The organism is Staphylococcus coagulans, from assembly GCF_022557135.1.
GTDB lineage: Bacteria > Bacillota > Bacilli > Staphylococcales > Staphylococcaceae > Staphylococcus > Staphylococcus coagulans.
Window position 1 is genome coordinate 1,089,544 of the sequence record NZ_CP092966.1, and the last position, 19,770, is coordinate 1,109,313.

General features: G+C 35.4%; 19 protein-coding genes and 1 other annotated feature. Of the genes, 14 read left to right on the forward strand and 5 right to left on the reverse strand.

Annotation, left to right across the window (positions count from 1 at the left end):
• Positions 1–8 precede the first annotated feature (8 nt).
• Both ribB and ribH read left to right on the forward strand, forming a co-directional pair.
• Entirely contained in the window at positions 9–1,190 is a 1,182-nt protein-coding gene (gene ribB / locus KM149_RS05165; RefSeq protein ID WP_165545620.1) for a 3,4-dihydroxy-2-butanone-4-phosphate synthase, read from the forward strand.
• Between the two features lie 18 nt (positions 1,191–1,208).
• Positions 1,209–1,667, forward strand: a complete 459-nt coding sequence (gene ribH, locus KM149_RS05170) for a 6,7-dimethyl-8-ribityllumazine synthase (RefSeq protein WP_050345483.1) — start codon at positions 1,209–1,211, stop codon at positions 1,665–1,667.
• Between the two features lie 204 nt (positions 1,668–1,871).
• Here ribH and KM149_RS05175 read toward each other — a convergent pair whose 3' ends face one another.
• Together KM149_RS05175 and KM149_RS05180 are read right to left on the reverse strand one after the other, a co-directional pair.
• Positions 1,872–2,855, reverse strand: a complete 984-nt coding sequence (locus KM149_RS05175; protein WP_214970130.1) for a proline dehydrogenase family protein — start codon at positions 2,853–2,855, stop codon at positions 1,872–1,874.
• 156 nt (positions 2,856–3,011) lie between these two features.
• Complete coding sequence (locus KM149_RS05180; protein WP_165545618.1) at positions 3,012–3,149, reverse strand: hypothetical protein; 138 nt, start codon at positions 3,147–3,149, stop codon at positions 3,012–3,014.
• Between the two features lie 217 nt (positions 3,150–3,366).
• Between KM149_RS05180 and KM149_RS05185 the strand changes: the two genes are divergently transcribed.
• From KM149_RS05185 to KM149_RS05200, 4 genes are all read left to right on the forward strand, one after another.
• Entirely contained in the window at positions 3,367–3,699 is a 333-nt protein-coding gene (locus KM149_RS05185) for a hypothetical protein (RefSeq protein WP_050330636.1), read from the forward strand.
• A 202-nt stretch (positions 3,700–3,901) separates the two neighbouring features.
• A complete protein-coding gene (locus tag KM149_RS05190; RefSeq protein ID WP_214970127.1) occupies positions 3,902–4,726 on the forward strand; it encodes an alpha/beta fold hydrolase in 825 nt (274 codons plus the stop codon).
• A 156-nt stretch (positions 4,727–4,882) separates the two neighbouring features.
• Positions 4,883–5,836 (forward strand): L-lactate dehydrogenase, encoded by a 954-nt coding sequence (locus KM149_RS05195; RefSeq protein WP_165545617.1) that lies wholly within the window; start codon positions 4,883–4,885, stop codon positions 5,834–5,836.
• A gap of 378 nt (positions 5,837–6,214) precedes the next feature.
• On the forward strand, positions 6,215–6,625 hold the full coding sequence (locus KM149_RS05200) for a transcriptional regulator, SarA/Rot family (RefSeq protein ID WP_182280330.1): 411 nt from the start codon (positions 6,215–6,217) through the stop codon (positions 6,623–6,625).
• Positions 6,626–6,675: 50 nt separating this feature from the next.
• Here KM149_RS05200 and mnmM read toward each other — a convergent pair whose 3' ends face one another.
• Positions 6,676–7,236 (reverse strand): tRNA 5-(aminomethyl)-2-thiouridylate-methyltransferase MnmM, encoded by a 561-nt coding sequence (mnmM, locus tag KM149_RS05205; protein WP_214970124.1) that lies wholly within the window; start codon positions 7,234–7,236, stop codon positions 6,676–6,678.
• Positions 7,233–8,186 (reverse strand): tRNA modification radical SAM protein MnmL/YtqA, encoded by a 954-nt coding sequence (gene mnmL / locus KM149_RS05210; protein WP_214970121.1) that lies wholly within the window; start codon positions 8,184–8,186, stop codon positions 7,233–7,235. Before mnmL ends, mnmM begins: the two co-directional genes overlap by 4 nt.
• 144 nt (positions 8,187–8,330) lie before the next feature.
• Between mnmL and KM149_RS05215 the strand changes: the two genes are divergently transcribed.
• The 3 genes from KM149_RS05215 to KM149_RS05225 all read left to right on the forward strand — a co-directional run bounded on the left by KM149_RS05215 (position 8,331) and on the right by KM149_RS05225 (position 12,629).
• Positions 8,331–9,512, forward strand: a complete 1,182-nt coding sequence (locus KM149_RS05215; protein ID WP_165545615.1) for an MDR family MFS transporter — start codon at positions 8,331–8,333, stop codon at positions 9,510–9,512.
• Between the two features lie 138 nt (positions 9,513–9,650).
• Positions 9,651–9,838 (forward strand) — a binding site (T-box leader).
• Between the two features lie 49 nt (positions 9,839–9,887).
• Entirely contained in the window at positions 9,888–12,299 is a 2,412-nt protein-coding gene (leuS, locus tag KM149_RS05220) for a leucine--tRNA ligase (RefSeq protein ID WP_214970119.1), read from the forward strand.
• A gap of 18 nt (positions 12,300–12,317) precedes the next feature.
• The gene (locus KM149_RS05225) at positions 12,318–12,629 is read left to right on the forward strand and encodes a rhodanese-like domain-containing protein (protein ID WP_165545613.1); all 312 of its coding nucleotides are present in this window, start codon (positions 12,318–12,320) and stop codon (positions 12,627–12,629) included.
• A 176-nt stretch (positions 12,630–12,805) separates the two neighbouring features.
• On the opposite strand, the gene KM149_RS05230 is transcribed toward KM149_RS05225, so the two are convergent.
• Positions 12,806–14,062, reverse strand: coding sequence for a BaiN/RdsA family NAD(P)/FAD-dependent oxidoreductase (locus KM149_RS05230; RefSeq protein ID WP_214970106.1), 1,257 nt, complete (start codon positions 14,060–14,062; stop codon positions 12,806–12,808).
• A gap of 116 nt (positions 14,063–14,178) precedes the next feature.
• Here KM149_RS05230 and KM149_RS05235 point away from each other — a divergent pair, with 116 nt between their 5' ends.
• From KM149_RS05235 to dat, 5 genes are all read left to right on the forward strand, one after another.
• On the forward strand, positions 14,179–15,813 hold the full coding sequence (locus KM149_RS05235; RefSeq protein WP_182280327.1) for a putative polysaccharide biosynthesis protein: 1,635 nt from the start codon (positions 14,179–14,181) through the stop codon (positions 15,811–15,813).
• Positions 15,813–16,526: a pseudouridine synthase gene (locus tag KM149_RS05240; RefSeq protein WP_165545610.1), complete on the forward strand. Its 714-nt coding sequence runs from the start codon at positions 15,813–15,815 to the stop codon at positions 16,524–16,526. Before KM149_RS05235 ends, KM149_RS05240 begins: the two co-directional genes overlap by 1 nt.
• Before the next feature lie 55 nt (positions 16,527–16,581).
• Positions 16,582–16,992 carry a YtxH domain-containing protein gene (locus tag KM149_RS05245; RefSeq protein ID WP_241415557.1) on the forward strand — a complete coding sequence of 137 codons (411 nt, stop codon included), beginning with the start codon at positions 16,582–16,584 and terminating at the stop codon, positions 16,990–16,992.
• Between the two features lie 456 nt (positions 16,993–17,448).
• Positions 17,449–18,858 (forward strand): dipeptidase PepV, encoded by a 1,410-nt coding sequence (pepV, locus tag KM149_RS05250; RefSeq protein WP_165545608.1) that lies wholly within the window; start codon positions 17,449–17,451, stop codon positions 18,856–18,858.
• Positions 18,859–18,860: 2 nt separating this feature from the next.
• Entirely contained in the window at positions 18,861–19,709 is an 849-nt protein-coding gene (gene dat / locus KM149_RS05255) for a D-amino-acid transaminase (protein WP_103356443.1), read from the forward strand.
• Positions 19,710–19,770: the final 61 nt, after the last annotated feature.

The following is a 19,770-nucleotide window of genomic DNA, read 5'->3' on the forward strand; positions in this document are numbered from 1 at the left end:
CGTAAGTAATGAAATTAGATACAATTGATGAAGCGCTCAGAGCTTTAAAAAATGGAGAAATGATTATTGTTGTAGACGATGAAGATCGTGAAAATGAAGGCGACCTCGTTGCTATAACGGAGTGGATGCACGATGACACCATTAATTTTATGACTAAACATGGAAGAGGACTTATATGTGCACCTATCACAAAAGAAATCGCTGAAAAAGCAGGATTGGATGGAATGGTTAAACACAATAATGATCCGCATGGCACTGCTTTTACACAAAGTATTGACCATATTCAATCGACCACTGGGATTAGCGCTTATGAAAGGATGCATACTGCGCGTGCTTTAATCGATGAACAAATGGACCAATATACCTTTAATCAACCGGGCCATTTATTTCCGTTGATTGCAAAAAAGCATGGTGTTTTAGAACGTCGTGGTCATACAGAAGCCACAACTGATTTAGCACGGTTAACAGGTGCCACACCTGCAGGATTAATTTGTGAAATTATGAATGAAGATGGAACAATGGCTAAAGGCCCGCAACTTGACCAGTTCAAAGAGATGCATCAATTGAAAATGATTTCTATTGAGGATCTTGTTGGATACATTAAAGTGAATCGCAAAATCATAACTGAGCAAGCGAAAGTTAAGTTACCTACGCGATTTGGTACTTTTGATATGTATGGATTTACTTCTAATATAGATGGTACCGAACATTTAGCTATTGTTAAGGGTGAAATTCACCCAACGATGAATGTACGTATTCATTCTGCTTGTGCTACAGGAGATATTTTTCATAGTGCACGCTGTGATTGTGGAGATCAACTTGAAGCAGCAATGGCCTATATTGAACAACATGGTGGTATGATTTTATACTTACCCCAAGAAGGTAGAGGCATTGGCTTAATGAATAAATTAAAAGCGTATGAACTGATTGAGCAAGGCTATAATACGGTTTCCGCTAATGAAGCGTTAGGTTTTGAACCAGATTTAAGGGAATACGATATCGCTGCACAGATGCTAAGACACTTTAATGTAGATCATGTGCATTTATTGAGTAATAATCCAGAAAAATTTCATGGATTAAAACGCTATGGTATTCAAATTGGTAAGAGAATTCCACTCATAGCTGAAGAAAATGAACACAATCATGATTATATGCATGTCAAAAAAACACAAATGGGGCATATGATTTAAATATAGGAGGTACAAAAAATGAAATTTGAAGGTCAACTTATAGGTAAAGGTTTAAAAATAGGAATTGTCGTAAGTCGCTTTAATGATTTTATCACTGGTCGCTTAGTTGAAGGTGCGCTTGATGCTTTAAAACGCCACCAAGTCGAAGCTGACGATATTGATATTGCTTATGTACCGGGGGCATTTGAACTTCCAATTGTGGCCAAAAAAATGGCACAAACTCAAAAATATGATGCGGTAATTACGCTTGGCTGCGTGATTCGCGGTGCAACATCTCATTATGATTATGTTTGTAATGAGGCTGCTAAAGGCATAGCTAAAGCGGGAGATGATACAGGTATTCCTGTAATATTTGGTGTTTTAACAACTGAAAATATTGAGCAAGCAATTGAACGTGCAGGTACAAAAGCAGGTAACAAAGGTGCAGAAGTTGCAGTAGGCGCAATAGAAATGGCTAACTTACTGAAACAGTTTTAATGAAATATAGTTCGCGTGTTTCAATTTCGTAGCGATTACAAATTTTTTATAATTGAAAATGATAATTTGGAGTGGTGCTAAGACACGATATCAATATAGGCGACCACACCGTTTTGTTAACGTGATATCAATAAATAGAAGCCACAACAGCTATGATTAAGGCATGTTGTGGCTTGTTAAAATTGACATGAGCGTCAAACAATTTTATTTATTTTTTAATAGCTTAAATAATGTTCCGACTGCGAGTCCAATTGCCCCTATAGAGAGTAGGGCTTTTGGTTTAACAAATTCTTTGAAGGCTAATGTTAGGTTTTGAGGTCTTTCTGCTAATCGTCGCATAAAGTAACCAAACCAATCATCACCATAAGGGACATAAATCGTAAAATTATATCCTTCCTTTGCAATCGCCTCTGCTAAATCGCTTCTAAATCCATACAACATTTGAAATTCGAATTGAGATTTATCAATATGATTGTCCTCAACAAATTTTTTAACATGGTTAATTATTTTGTGATCATGAGTAGCAATTGAAGTGAAACTTTTAGAATTTAACAATCTTTTTTCGATAAGTCGAATATAATTTTGATCAATTTCTTCCTTAGTTTGATAGGCGATATGTGGTGATTCTTTATAGGCACCTTTTACTAGGCGTAAGCGGAGTTCAGGATATTTATCGATGAGTACATCTGCTTTAAATAAGTATGCTTGAATCACTGTTCCAATATTTGAATAATTAGATTTTAATCGATCTAAAGTTTGTGTAATATCGAAAAGGCTATCATACTTTTCTGTATCGATGTTAATATGCATATGATCATAGCTATTTGCTTTCGAAACAATTTCTTCAATGTTTTCAAAACATAAGGCACGATTAAATTCACTACCTAACTGGCTGAGCTTAACCGACATATGCGCGTTGAGTTGATTTTCGTGAATCGCATCCATAACTTTTAATATATTTTCTTTAGCTGCAATTGCATCTCGCTCATTATTTACAAACTCACCCAGATTATCGACTGTTGCTGCGATATTTTTGTCGTTTAATTTCTTAATCGTAGCGACAACCTCTTCTATCGTATTACCAGCAACAACTCTATTTGCACCTAATGAAGGTCCTACAGTTTTTGCTAATGAATTTAAATAAGCATTGTTTGATAGTGTAATAAAAAAGTTTTTGATTAAGCTCATTTTAATTCCTCCCATATCCTTTGTTCATTGTCATAATGATAGTGTATCATGAACAGATAATGGAAGAAAACGTTTTCATAGTGCATAATTACAATTTTAGCGCGTATTTTTCTTTTAGAATTATGAATATTTAAATTTTTTATTTGTTTCTTGTGGCTAAGATGGTAAATTTTGTGAAGCGGTGAGTGGTGGTTTCTGTAAATCAGTATCAATCGGTTCTTGTGCTAGTGCTAAAAAGAGGGGCATCATAAGCAAAAACAATAAACTAATCACACATTTAACGATGATTTTCATTAACGACACCTTCAATTTAAATTTATTTTCAACTAAAACGTATCATACGATTATCAAGTAGGTGTGAATATGTTGTAAAGATGTGCTTTAAAAAGTAAACAGCGTCAAATATTAACGTAATGTAAAGTCCACAATTGAAACTTTACGATATCTTAAAATTTCAATCGGTATGTGCATGTTAAAATAAGAGTGAAATCTTTTTAAGGGAGATTATGACATGTTTAGAGATATGGCATTTTATATATTTGGGACGCAGTTAGATACGTTTGTACAGTACTTTGTTTTTGAACTTATTATTTTAGTTCTGATTGGATTAATTGTGGGGGTGCTTACACACCGAATGTGGCTAGTAGCTGTTGTAATTATAGGATTAAATCTTATTGATGCTGGCATTATAGCGCATTTTAATGTTTCTCAAGGAGATGGCTCACTGGTTGGTCAATTTTTCTTAATGTTAGTCGCAAAATTTTTCCCAACTTTTTATGAATTACTTTTAGCAATTTTATTATTACGTTTACCATTCATACGTAAAACTTTTAAATTATCTTAACGATGGAAAGAGCAACATCATAGTAAATATTTAAAGTCACACGCGCTTTTTTTTATATTCATCAGTGACTCACATCAACAGGATAGAAAATTTACGTCTCATGTAGATTTCTATCCTGTTTTTATGATTTCCTTTTTATTCGCAAACACGAATAAAATCACGCTATAATAAAAAAAAGAACGTAAAGGAAGGGTAATGTTGTATGTGGAAATGGGAAACAGATAGTAAAGCTAAAGGCGTCATCGTTATTGTTCATAATATGTTAGAACATACAGGAAGATACGCCTATGTCATTACACATTTAAAGCGTAATGGTTATCATGTGATTATGGGCGATTTACCTGGGCAAGGACAAACGTCACGTATGAATAAGGGGCAAATCGAAAGCTTTGAAATCTATCAAGAACGGGTAGTTGAGTGGATTGAAATTGCAGAAGCGTATCATCTTCCTACATTTATTATTGGGGTCGGATTAGGTGGACTCATTTGTGTCAATCTATTAGAAAAAGTGCAACTTGATATTGAAGGATTGATTTTAATTTCCCCATTAATGGCTTTTCATAATAGTAATAAGACACGTAAAAATTTCTTAACAGCGAACATAGGTGATGTCTCTAAAAGTGCAAAATTTGATCTCGGTTTTCAAGTAACTGATTTGACTCGAAATCCTGAAGTTCAAGAGGAAACATTAAATGATGCAATGATGTTAAAGAAAGTAAGCTACCATTGGTACAAAGAAGTTATCAGAACAATGAAAGAAACTGCGGATCATATGGATCAATTCATGCGCATTCCGATGTGCGTCATGTATGGTACAGAAGATGTGATTTCAGATACAAAAGTAACTTATCAATTTGTGAATAATCTCAGTTACGATGAACTTTATTTTAAAGCGTGGGAAGGTTTAGCGCATGAAATTCATAATGAGCCTGAACGCGAAGCCGTTATGCGTTATATCCTTAGCTTTTTAAATAATAAAGTTTTTACAGCAGGATATTTAATCGATGACGAAAATAGTATTAAGTAATTATTTTAAACATTTTACATACAATGGAAAATAATTTCTCTTTGCATTACTAAAAATTTTTATTGAAATATTGTGATAAACATGGTAGATTATATGTGAAAAGAATCACAAATATTGTGATGAATATAAATTTGCAAAATAGGAGCGTGTTTTTCAATGGGAAAAAACAGTAACAAAGTCGTATTAGTTGGTAATGGCGCAGTTGGCGCGAGTTATGCATTTACAATGGTAAGTCAAGGCGTCGCTGATGAATTAGTCATTATCGACATTAATAAAGACAAAGTACTTGGTGATGTACTTGATTTAAATCACGGCGCGCCTTATGCTGAATCACCTGTAAAAGTTAAAGCAGGTGAATATAGCGATTGTGGTGACGCTGATCTTATTGTGATTTGCGCAGGTGCTCCACAAAAAGTCGGTGAAACACGATTAGACCTTGTAGAGAAAAATGCTAAAATTTATAAAGATATTATCACTTCCATTATGGACAGTGGTTTCGATGGTATTTTCCTTATTGCTGCTAATCCTGTTGATATTTTAACTTATGTAACGCTTAGATATTCTGGTTTACCTAAGCATAGAGTCATCGGTTCAGGCACAATTTTAGATACTGCACGCTTTAAACATTTAATTAGTGAAGCTTTTGACGTAGCGCCAAGCAGTGTTCATGCGAATATTATTGGTGAGCACGGTGATTCTGAAGTTCCAGTATGGTCAAGTGCAACAATTGCAGGTGTTTCAATTTATGATGAATTGAAAAAGGATCCTTCAAAATCACATCTAATTGAAGATATTTACGTACAAACACGTGATGCTGCATACGATATTATCAAAGCAAAAGGTGCAACATATTATGGTGTAGCTATGGGATTAATGCACATTTCAAAAGCAATATTGAGAAATCAAAATACAGTCTTAACTGTATCAAGCTACCTAGAAGGTGAGTACGGACATAGTGGTGTGTATACAGGTGTGCCAACAGTGATTAATGGTGAAGGTGCAACACGCATCGTTGAAACACCTTTAAATGAAGAAGAAAAAGAAAAATTTGAAAAATCAGTTAATATCTTAAAAAATATGCAACAATCTATAGAACATCTTTTTGATTAATCAAGACTAAATATTAGACAGACTCGGACATGAGTTCTCAGTCTCCAAAGAAAGCACCCCAAAAATCATTTAAGCGATTTTTGAGGTGCTTTCTTATTTTGTATATCCAACACGTCATAGACACCGGGAAATTTTTTATGCACATCTAAAAGCATGTTGGGCTATGACATATTTAATTTACATTTATATTCATCTATGATATTTTCGGTTTGATAGAAATCATAGAAAGTTAACCACAAACCTAGAAATGTCAGTCGGTATTTTAAGATTTAAAATTAATTTATTACCAATAAATCAAACTTTTATACATTATGATTGAATTATAATAATTTGGGTAAAGATTCATGATAGGCAGTCTAATTGAATGGGGGCTTAATCATGGCTAAAAAGAAAAACTATCAAGTAAGTGATATTGTGTTATTAGATAATCTTCAAAAAGAGGTTGAATATATTTTTGAAGCGATTGAGGAAAAGTATCATTTATCAAAAGAAGAATTTTTGATTTTACTTACACTTTGGGATAAAGGGTCAATGACGTTAAAAGATATGGATCACTATGTCAAAGTCAAAACGTACAGACGGACAAGAACTTTCAACAATCTTGTAGAGTTGAAATGGTTAGTAAAAGAACGACCATCTGATGATGAGAGAACAGTCATAATTCATTTTAATGAAGAAAAAGAACAAGATAAACAAGAACTGATTAACTTTGCGTGTAACGAAATTGAAAACCGAGAACAAAACTTAAAAGATTTACTGAATTCTATTATAAACGGTTGCGATATATAATAAAAAAACTGGATTTGAGTCCAAAGAATGACTTAAATCCAGTTTTTGTTTTATCTTTTTTCAATACCTATAATAAAAGGGGGACGATTTTGTTGATTGATGAATTCGTACTTCAAGATATGTGCTTTTTGCTGATCAAATGCTGTTAAATATTGCAATAGCGCTTGACTTTCTTCATAACCTTCATCGTGACCAGGGTACACTGCTAACACGATGATACCTTGAGGTTGTAAAAGTTCAAAAATATGTTCTATCGCTTGAATTGTCGTTGAAGGCCGTGTGACAATAGATTTATCTCCTTTAGGCAGATAACCTAAATTAAAAAGTGCAGCGTGAATACGATCACGATGTTTCTCTGAAATAAATTGTGTAATTTTTTCATGACCCGTTTGGTAAAGTGACACATTTTTAAAACCGGCAACTTTCTTTGCGGTGTTTTCAATTGCCGTTGATTGAATGTCACATCCATATACATGACCAGAAGGGACGGCCTGTGCTAAAAAAAGCGTGTCATAACCATTTCCACAAGTTGCATCGATCACAACGCTTTCTGGTGAAATATGACTTTGGATAAGTGATTTTGCGAATGGGAGGATACGTTCAACTATCATAGTTGTACCTGTGCTTCATAGTATTGACCTTGCACTGTACCACGTCTTTCAAGTTCAGTATCAATATCATTCAATACTTCCCATTTATTCACACTCCACATTGGTCCAATCATTAAATCAATAGGGCCATCGCCTGTGATTCGATGAACGACCATTTCAGGTGGCAGTTGCTCAAGTTGATCACATACTAAACTAATGTATTCTGATTTAGACATAAAAGTTAGTAACCCTTTTTCATACTGTTTTACCATTGGTGTCCCTTTTAATAGATGGAGAAGGTGAATCTTAATACCTTGAACATCCATTTGTGCTACAGTTTTAGCAGTCTCCATCATCATGTCATAGTCTTCACCAGGTAGACCGTTAATAATGTGAGAGCAGACATTGATATCATGTTTTCTAAGTTTAGCGACACCTTCATAGTAGCAATTCATATCATGTGCACGATTGATTAAGTCTGACGTAGACTGGTGGACCGTTTGGAGACCCAGTTCGACCCATAAATATGTACGTTGATTTAACTCTGCTAAATATTCAACAACATCATCTGGTAAACAATCTGGACGTGTACCAATTGATAAACCAACGACGCCCGGTTGTTTTAGAGCACTTTCAAATTTTTCACGGAGCACATCTACAGGGGCGTGTGTATTAGTAAATGCTTGGAAATAGGCAATATACTGACCTTCACGCCACTTTTCATGCATGCGTGATTTTATTTCTTTGAATTGTACTTCTATTGGATCGACACGATTGCCCGCAAAGTCTCCGCTACCCGCAGCAGAACAAAATGTACAACCGCCATGTGCGACAGTTCCATCTCGGTTGGGACAATCAAAGCCGGCATCGAATGCCACTTTAAATATTTTTTGATTAAATTTATTTTTTAGAAGATAGTTTAATGTATGATAGCGTTTTTGATCAAATGCATATGGAAAATAAACCCCCATGATTATCGTCCTTTCAAAATTCATAATTAAAACGGATTTTTTGATACTGTGTTAAAATTCTTATTAACTGTATTTCAAGATTTTAACATATTTTAGACTAATCGTGTTATAGTGTGATTTAGATAGAAAAGGAGTGTGTCATCAATGAAAATGCCAAAAGAAATATGGTGGCTTGTAATTGGTATGGCAATAAATATTACGGGAGCGAGTTTTTTATGGCCACTCAACACGATTTATATGAGTCAAGCTTTAGGTAAATCGTTAAGTACAGCCGGTGTTGTATTAATGGTGAATTCATTTGGTATGATAGCGGGTAATTTGTTAGGTGGAACTTTATTTGATAAGTTGGGTGGCTATCGAACGATTATGTTGGGTACGGTTATCAGCTTATGTGCAACCCTACTATTGAATTTATTTCACGGATGGCCATGGTATGCAGTTTGGCTCATTATGCTTGGATTTGGAGGCGGCATGATTATCCCGGCTATTTATGCAATGGCAGGTGCTGTTTGGCCACAAGGTGGGAGACAAACATTTAATGCCATTTATTTAGCCCAAAATATCGGTGTTGCTTTAGGGGCGGCTTTAGGCGGTGTCGTAGCAGAACTAAGCTTTAATTATATATTTATGGCAAACCTTGCGATGTATGTTGTATTTTTCTTCATCGCTCTATTTAATTTCAACATGGATTATCATGCGACGGTTAAGCAACACGATACGATTGAAGAAATTGCACATCTGCAGAATAAAAAACATTTTAACGCACTTCTTTTATTGTGTGTCATGTTTGCTTGTTGTTGGATTACGTATGTTCAATGGCAAACAACGATTGCTTCATTTACACAAAGTATCGGCATTTCTATGAGTCAATATAGTTTATTATGGACTATTAACGGTGTCTTGATACTCATTGGTCAACCTTTAATTACACCAATCGTTCAATTTTTCAAAGGACAGTTAAAAAAACAATTATATTTCGGATTGTTTGTCTTTATATTATCCTTTTTGGTGACGAGCTTTGCCAAATCATTTTCAATTTTTGTCGTAGGTATCGTCATTATGACGTTTGCAGAAATGTTTGTATGGCCAGCTGTACCAACGATAGCAAATGCGTTAGCACCAAAGGGTCGTCAAGGTGTCTATCAAGGTATCGTCAATTCAGCTTCTACTGTCGGCAAAGCTTTCGGACCGTTAATCGGTGGGATATTAGTAGACCTCTTTAATATGCAAGTGATGTTTTTATCTATGATAGGATTGTTAGTTATCGCAATGATATTTTTATCTATCTATGATAGAAAAGTGGATCCAAAGATTTTATATCATTAACGATGCTAAAATGAGGCTTGCATATTTGTGTTAATTTTTTTAATATAGATAATGATTAAAGTCATCGGAAGCATAGTTTTTAACGGTTTCATCTCAAAGTTTCTTTAATAACGAAGTATTGAGTGTAATTGTACTATTTTCAAGTGATTAAAATGGAGTAGTAACTTAACTGTATTTCTTAAGAGAGCTAGTGGTGGTGCGAACTAGTGAAAACATTAAGTGAACTTGCCAATGTAATTAAATAATAATTAACATCTCTAACTATTTTTATGAAGTGCACGTTTAGCGTGAATAAGGGTGGTACCGCGGCATGAGTCGTCCCTTACCATTGAAGAATAGTTCGAGATGTTTTTTTATGAATAGGAGGATTTAGTAGTGAATTATAATCATCAAGAAATTGAAAAAAAGTGGCAAACGTATTGGTTACAAAACAAAACTTTTAAAACGGAAGATCATTTAGGTCAAAAGAAATTTTATGCATTAGATATGTTTCCATATCCTTCAGGAGCAGGCTTACATGTAGGGCATCCAGAGGGCTATACTGCAACTGACATTTTGTCACGTTATAAAAGAATGCAAGGTTACAATGTGCTTCATCCAATGGGGTGGGATGCGTTTGGCTTACCTGCAGAGCAATATGCTTTAGATACGGGTAATGATCCAGCAGAATTTACGCGTACAAACATCCAAACTTTTAAAAGACAAATCCAAGAGCTTGGTTTTAGTTACGATTGGGATCGTGAGTTAAGTACAACAGATCCAGACTATTATAAATGGACGCAATGGATTTTTATTCAATTGTATAAAAAAGGTTTAGCTTATATCGATGAAATCCCAGTAAACTGGTGTGAAGCATTAGGTACGGTTCTATCAAACGAAGAAGTTGTAGATGGCGTATCTGAACGTGGCGGACATCCTGTTGTACGTCGCCCTATGAAACAATGGGTGCTTCGTATTACAGAATATGCGGATCGTTTATTGGAAGACTTAGATGATCTGGATTGGCCAGAGTCCCTTAAAGACATGCAACGAAATTGGATTGGTCGTTCAGAGGGTGCCAAAGTTATTTATAAAGAAGCGAAATCAGAAAAAGCGATTGAAGTGTTTACGACGCGACCTGATACTATTTACGGTGCTACTTTCCTAGTATTAAGTCCTGAACATGCATTAGTCAATGAAATAACAACGACTGAACAATCGCAAGCTGTCCAAAAATATCAATACGAAGCGAGTAAAAAATCTGATTTAGAGCGAACGGATTTAGCAAAAGAAAAGACGGGTGTGTTTACAGGTGCTTATGCGATTCATCCGATGACAGGCGAACAAATTCCAATTTGGATTGCAGATTATGTGCTTGCTTCTTATGGTACCGGCGCGGTAATGGCTGTACCTGGACACGATGAACGTGACTATGAATTTGCTGAGACATTTAATTTACCAGTTAAAACAGTTATTGATAATGACGCTGATACACCTTACTACACGGGTAATGGTCCGCATATTCATTCTGAATCGTTAAATGGTCTTGAAAATGAAGATGCGATTGCGAAAGCGATTCAACTCCTTGAAGAAAAAGGCGTCGGTGAAAAGAAAATTAATTATAAACTTCGAGATTGGTTGTTTAGTCGTCAACGTTATTGGGGTGAACCGATTCCGATTATTCATTGGGAAGATGGTTCAATGTCAACTGTACCAGAAAATGAATTACCATTATTGCTTCCTAAAACAGATCAAATCAAACCTTCTGGTACAGGTGAATCTCCATTAGCTAATATAGACGCATTTGTGAATGTTACAGATCCTGAAACAGGGATGAAAGGGCGTCGAGAAACCAATACAATGCCACAATGGGCTGGAAGTTGCTGGTATTATTTACGCTATATTGATCCTAAAAATGATCAAATGTTAGCAGACCCTGAAAAATTGAAACATTGGTTGCCTGTTGATTTATATATTGGTGGCGTTGAACATGCGGTATTACACCTACTCTACGCGCGTTTTTGGCATAAAGTGCTTTATGATTTAGGTGTGGTCCCAACTAAAGAGCCATTCCAAAAATTATTTAACCAAGGTATGATTTTAGGTGAAGGTCATGAGAAAATGAGTAAATCGAAAGGAAACGTTGTAAATCCTGACGATATTATTGTTTCTCATGGTGCAGACACTTTACGACTTTATGAAATGTTCATGGGGCCTTTAGAAGCTTCAATCTCTTGGAGTGAGAAAGGTTTAGATGGTTCACGTCGCTTTTTAGATCGCGTTTGGCGTTTATTTGTAAATGAAGATGGTACATTAACAGATAAAGTCGTTGATGATGATACGCCGGCATTACAAAATGTTTATCATCAAACAGTTAAAAAAGTAACGGAAGACTTTGAATCCCTTAATTTTAATACAGCAATCAGTCAATTAATGGTCTTTATCAATGATTGTTATAAGGCTGAGACGATTTCTCGTGCTTATGTGGAAGGTTTTGTTAAAATGTTAGCACCGATTGCACCACATTTAGGGGAAGAATTGTGGTCAATTTTAGGACATGAGACAACGATTACTTATCAACCATGGCCAAGTTATGATGAATCCCTTCTTGAAGCAGCAGTTGTCGAGATTGTGTTACAAGTCAATGGCAAAGTGCGTGCGAAAGTGGAAATTCCTAAAGACCTGTCAAAAGAAGAAATGGAACAAATGGCATTGGCCAATGACAGTGTAAAAACAGCAATTGAGGGTAAAGAGATTAAGAAAGTGATTGCGGTTCCGCAAAAACTTGTTAATATTGTTGCGAAATAATTGAAAGGATGAGGAAGTGTGAGAGAGATCAGTGTCGATCAATTAAAAGAAATGATTATGAGCTCAGAACCTGTTCATGTCGTCGATGTTCGTGAAGATGAAGAGGTTGCGATGGGAATGATTCCTGAAGCGGAGCACATTCCAATGAATCAAATTCCTGAAAAGCTCGATGATTTTAATAAAAATACAACATATTATATCGTTTGCGCTGGGGGCGTTCGAAGTGCAAAAGTTGTAGATTATTTAAATCAACATGATATTGATGCGGTCAATATCGAAGGTGGTATGCACGCATGGGGCGATGGGGGCTTAGAATATAAACGCATCTAATGATGTATTAGATAGGTCGCTTCATGATGGAGAGGGATAACGAAGGATTTTCCAATGTTATCCTCATTCCTACCCCATATAACTCAATATGAGTATTAAAGAAGTTAGACAGACGAGGTTGGAATACTTTTCCCAGCCTCGTCTATATTTTTGATTATTTAACAATTTATCATTGGTTACTCTACAAATCCTGCGAAGTAGCCCGCAACATAGCCTGTTACTAATGCACTTGTAATATTATAACCCCCGGTGTAACCATGAATATCTAAAACTTCACCACACAAAAATAAACCAGGTGTAATCTTTGATTCCATGGTGCTCGGCACAATTTCTTTAATATCCACACCGCCACCTGTAACAAATGCTTTTTCAATAGGGAGGGTTCCATGTACCTCGAAAGTAAAGGCCTTGAACAAATGCGTGAGTTCAGTCAATTTTTGTTGACTTAAATGATGATAAGTCATTTGAGGTGCAATGTTCGCTTCATCTATTATAAAAGATAAGTAACGTTCTTCTATAAGACCTTTGAGCGCATTTTTGATATGTTTATCAGGTTGAGATTTTAATTTCTGTTCAATTTGTTGTTTTAATGTACTTTCTTTAATATCAGGAAAAGCATCAATTTGCATTTTGATATGTGTTTGTTGTTGTGCTTTTTGTTCATAATAGACGAATTGACTACATCTTAAAGCAGCAGGACCACTAATACCAAAATGAGTGAAGATCATATCCATTTGATGAGTGATTCTTTTTTTGCCATTTTTTCTTAAAACTGAAAGTTCAACATTACTCAAGCTAAGCCCTTTTAATTGTTGTTTTTTAATAAAAGGGGCATTTGATTTAATAGGGACTTCAGTTGGGAAAAGTGGTGTAATATGATGACCTAACACTGTAGCAAAACGGTAACCATCTCCAGTGGAACCTGTTTGTGGGACACTTGTGCCACCTGTTGCAATAATTATGGATTTACCTTGATACGTTGTGCCATCTTGCAACTTGACAATAAAATGGCCTTCGTTTTGCTTTTCAACGGATGTGACCACATGTTGTTCTTTAATAGTGACATTATGATCATGAAGTGTTTTGATGAGTGCATCTAAAACATCTTGTGATTGATTCGATACCGGAAACATGCGTCCATGATCTTCTTCTTTTAAAGGCACACCCCGTGTTTCAAAAAATTCTATAATGGATTGATTATCGAAAATAGAAAAGGGACTATATAAAAATTTACCGTTTCCTGGTATGTTTTTAATGATCTCAGCATAGGGGAGACGGTTAGTTACATTACAACGTCCTCCACCAGAGATTTTTAATTTGCGACCTAAACCTTTCTTTTTTTCTAGTAATAGGACGGACTTACCATGTTGGCTCGCTGATATTGCAGCCATAAGCCCACTCGGTCCACCGCCGATGACGATTGATTGATACATATTGTAAAAACCCCTTAAAGTTGATATTTTGATTTTAACATATCTTTATTCGGTGTATAATAACCATATTGTGTTATAATTTGAGTTTGAAAAATTGAAGAGTAGGTAGGTTGGCTATGAGTGAAAATAAGGAATTGGTAAGAGGGACTTTTTTACTCACATTAAGTATCCTCATTACTAAAGTTTTAGGCATCATTTATATTATCCCGTTTTATCGAATTATCGGTGGCGCCGATAATTTAGCGCCTTTTAACTATGCGTATGGGCCATACAATATCGCGATAGCGGTTGCGACAGCAGGTGTTCCGCTTGCAGCATCAAAATATGTAGCAAAGTATAACGCATTAGGCGCATATCGTGTCAGTCAAAAGTTATACAAATCGAGTTTTGTGGTGATGAGTATCACCGGTATTTTAGGCTTTTTAGCACTGTATTTGTTATCTCCAACAATTGCGTCAATAACAATTGCAAACAATACAGATCAAAAAGCAGGATGGACAGTTGATCAAATAACTTCCATCATTAGAACAATTAGTTTTGTGGTGATTTTTATACCTGTACTTGCAACTTGGCGAGGTGTGTTTCAAGGTTATAAATCCATGGGGCCTACTGCGCTTTCAGAAGTGACAGAACAAATTGCGCGTATTATTTTTATCCTTTTAGGAAGCTATCTTGTATTGAACGTTTTTGATGGTTCAGTCTTATTGGCGAATGGTATCGCAACTTTTGGTGCGGCAATTGGGGCGATTGCAGGTATTTTGACACTATGGTGGTACTGGATTAAACGTCGTAAAGGAATACATGAAATGGTTGAATCCGATACGACAGGAATCGATGTTTCGTATAAACATATGTACAAAGAAATTATATCTTACAGTATTCCTTTCGTTATTGTGAGTTTGAATTTCCCATTATTTATGATTGTTGACCAATTAACACACAATCACGCTTTAGCGATTGCCGGTGTTGAAACACGTTTACAAGATATGTTCTTTACAATGTTAAACATGACGACTAACAAGATTGTCATGATTCCTACGTCTTTAGCGGCAGGTTTTGCGATTAGTTTGATTCCTTTTATTACGAAAACGTATGAAAAAGGTGATTTTGAAGAGATGCATCACCAAATTCAAACGGCTTTAGGTGTCTTAATGTATATTACTGTACCTGCCAGTTTAGGGATTATGTCTCTAGCTGTGCCATTATATACTGTTTTTTATGAATATAGTATTGATGGTAGTCGTTTATTGTTTTATTATGCACCAGTCGCAATTTTAATTTCTTTATTAAGCGTGACTGCTTCAATGCTTCAAGGTATTGATAAACAGAAACTTACTGTTTTCATTATTTTAGGTTCTGTCGTATTGAAATTCCTATTAAACATGCCGCTTATTATTATGTTTGAAACAGCTGGAGCGATTTTAAGTACTGCAATTGCATTACTCTTTGCGATTTTATGTAATTTTGTTGTATTAAAAAAATATGCACGTTTTAAATTCTATGACACGCTACTGGATACATGTAAAATTTTATTCTATGGCTTTTTAATGATGATTATCGTAGAAGCTATCTATTACGTGTTACAACTCTTTATTTCTCCAGCGAGTCACGTAGGTGCATTCATTATAACTATGATTTGTGCAGTCATTGGTGCATTAATCTACGGTGGCATTACAATAAAAACGAGACTTGCAGATAAGTTTTTAGGTAATATTCCAAATAAAATTCGTCAAAAAGTTGGTTTCTTATAATGAGAATTGATAAGTTTCTCTCTCAAATGGGATTCGGTACACGTTCTGAGGTCAAAGTATTAATTAAAAAAGGTGTTGTAACTTGTAATCAAGACCGTATTAAAAGTCCAAAATTTCAAATCGATGCGGATACCGATTTAATAGAAGTTAATGGTGAAAAAGTTCAATATGAGCCTTTTCAATATTTAATGATGAATAAACCTAAAGGCGTTATCTCAGCAACCGAAGACCCAGTCCATGAAACGGTTATTGATTTAGTAAAGGACAATTCACATTTAGACTTATTTCCTGTAGGTCGATTAGATAAAGATACTGAAGGCTTATTATTCATTACTAACGATGGGAAATTTAATCATGAATTAATGAGTCCGAACAAGCATGTTGCAAAAACTTATTGGGTTGAAGCTAAAAACCAACTTGAAATGTCGAATATTACCGCATTTGAAAAAGGGATTACTTTAAAAGAAGGATTACTCAAACCTGCGCAATTAGAAATATTAGAACCTCAAAACACTGCGCTTGTTACGATACAAGAAGGGAAATATCATCAAGTTAAGCGGATGTTTCATGCGATTGATAATGAAGTGTTGGCATTGAAACGGATAGCCATTGGTGATGTACAATTGGATGAGACGCTTAAGCCAGGTGAATGTCGGGCGTTAACTGCAGAAGAACTAACTGCTCTTTATCCCACTTTGAATTCAAAAAATTAATGTTTAAATCTTTGTTAGCCGGGTAACCTTACACTAAACAAATTGAGGTGATATCATGGCTAAATCTGGAAAATTTTTAAGAGCGGCTATCGGTATTGGAGGCGCTGTTGCTGCAGTTGTACTTTCTAATAAAGATAACCGTGACAAATTAAAAAAAGAATATAACAAATATAAAGAAAACCCAGAAGATTATAAAAAACGCGCACAAGAAAAAGCTTCGCAACTTGGTGAAGCTGCCACACAAGAATTTAATAAAGTGAAAGAGGATCCAAAAGCTTACGTGAATGAAGCTAAGCAAGACCCAAAAAGTTTTATTAATAATAAAAAAGAACAGTTGTTAAATAATGATACTACAGACACAACGGATAAAAGAGCAGCCAAATTCGATGATGAAGGTGGCGGTAATCCAGCAAATAATTTGCGCATTGTGACTGAAGAGGAATTGAATAATAAGAATCAATCATAAAGTAAAGGATTTGTGAAACGATAAATCATTTTGATCTACTTTCATTCATTTAACTGGAAGTTGAGTGACATATACGTCTGAACGACCAATAGTGATTGCGTCATTTAATCGTTTTACAATGACTTTCTAGGGTTGGGGGATTATTACAAATTTGACTACAAATGGCTTTGTATTAATAATTCTGCAACCCTAGTTCATTCAAATTGAAGACATATCAATTTGAAATTGTCGACGAATCAGTATTTGGTGTATATCAAGTGAGCTGGTTCGTTTTTTTATTCAATAAAACCAAAAAAGAATGTACGCGTGCTGATGAGGGCAGATTGCGCTTCGTCTGTCGCAAACGATTGATTATGTTTGAAAAATAAAATGTGAGCCCATCAATTTTACTGTTGTTTATTGAATAATTCATGTAGAATAGAAAGTACAATTATTAAAAAGGAAGAGATGATCAGCATGTGGAGAGAAAAAGTACAAGAATATGAAGCGCAAATGATCGAAGACTTAAAAGGACTTTTATCTATTAAATCCGTACGTGATGATGCAGCAGCTACCGCAGAGGCACCAGTTGGACCTGGTCCAAGAGCGGCATTAGATTATATGTATCAACTCGCTGAAAGAGATGGGTTTAACACATTTGATACAGATCACTTAGCAGGTCGTATTGAGATTGGAAAAGGCGCGGAGTTGTTCGGAATTTTGGGTCATGTCGACGTTGTACCTGCTGGAGACGGATGGGATACAGATCCATTTGACCCGGTTGAAACAGAAGACCGCATTATTGCACGTGGTACATTAGATGACAAAGGCCCAACTATTGCCGCATATTACGCAGTTAAAATTCTTAATGATATGAATGTGGATTGGAAAAAAAGAATACATATTATCATTGGAAGTGATGAGGAATCTGATTGGAAATGTACAGAGCGCTATTTTAAAACAGAGGAAATGCCGTCAATCGGTATTGCACCAGATGCAGAGTTCCCGTTAATTCATGGTGAAAAAGGAATTACAACTTTTGATATTAAACAACAAACATTGGCGCAAGATGAAGATGAACCTGAAATTGAGTTGCAACAATTTGAATCTGGTGAACGTTACAACATGGTGCCTGATAAAGCACATGCACACATTTTAGTTAAAGAAAATATGACGGATACGATTCAACGGTTTGAGGCATTTCTAGCAGCGCATCAATTGACAGGAGAACATGAAGTTGACAGCGGAATTTTAAAATTAAGTGTGTACGGTAAGGCTGTACATGCAATGGATCCATCTATCGGTGTCAATGCAGGATTATATTTGATTCATTTCCTAAATACATTAAATTTAAATCAATCTGCGAAAGCATGGGCCACATTGAGTGATCAATACTTATTCGAGTCACATTTCGGAGAGAAAATGAATATGCAATTTCATTCTGAGGAAATGGGTGATGTCACTACAAACCCTGGTGTGATTCATTATGATCGTGAAAATGGAGGTACTTTCGGCATTAACCTCCGTTATCCAGAAGGCTTTGATTTTGACGCTGCGATTGCAGCATTTGAAAAAGAATTAGTATCGAAAGGTTTTGAACTTGAATTGCATAAAGTTCAAACACCACACTTTGTTAATCCGGATGATCCATTCATTCAAAAACTGTTAACAGCATATCGTAACCAAACAGGCGATATGAAACCGTCATTTACAATTGGTGGCGGAACATATGCCCGTAATTTAGATAAAGGTGTGGCATTTGGAGCAATGTTTGATGACTCTGAAGATTTAATGCACCAAAAAAATGAATATATTACTAAGAAGCAGTTATTTAACGCAACGAGCATTTATTTAGAGGCTATTTATTCGGTTTGTGTGGAGGGATAAGTATGACAAAAATATTATTGAATCAAAGTTTTGTCGATGAAAGTGAAGCAAAAGTACCTTTTAATGATAGAGGTTACAATTTTGGCGACGGCATTTATGAATATATCCGTGTTTATGATGGTAAATTATTTACTTCAAAAGAACACTTCGAGCGTTTGCTAAGAAGTGCAGCTGAAATTGGTCTTGATTTAAATCATACTGTTGAATCTTTAACAGAGCTTGTGCGTGAATTAGCTGAAGTGAATCAAGTTGTCAATGGTGGAATCTATATACAAGTGACACGTGGTGTTGCAGCTCGTGATCACGCGTTTCCTACGCCACCTGTTGAACCTGTTATCACAGGTTTTGCTAAACACTATGATCGTCCCTATGAAGCACTTGATGAAGGTGTCTCTGCAGTCACTACAGAAGATATTCGTTGGTTAAGATGTGATATTAAGAGCTTAAATCTTTTAGGTAATGTGTTAGCTAAGGAATATGCTTCGAAATATAATGCAACTGAAGCCATTCAACATCGTGATGGCGTTGTAACAGAAGGTGCATCAAGTAACGTGTATGCGATTAAAGATAACGTTGTTTATACACATCCAGTAAGCCATCTTATTTTGAATGGTATTACACGACAAGTGATTAAATGGGTTTGTGAGGACGAAAACATTACAATGAAAGAGGAACCTTTCACAGTCGCATTTTTGAAAGAGGCAGATGAAGTCATCATTTCAAGTACCTCTGTAGAAGTAATGCCGATTGTCACTTTAGATGGTGAATCTGTAAACGATGGGAAGGTCGGCCCAATCACACGCCAATTGCAAAAAGGTTTCGAACGTTATATCCGTTCTCATTCACATTAAAAAATAAATCTAATTTAACTTATGATATTTTTATGAAATTTTGTGTTGCACAAAGGTAAAA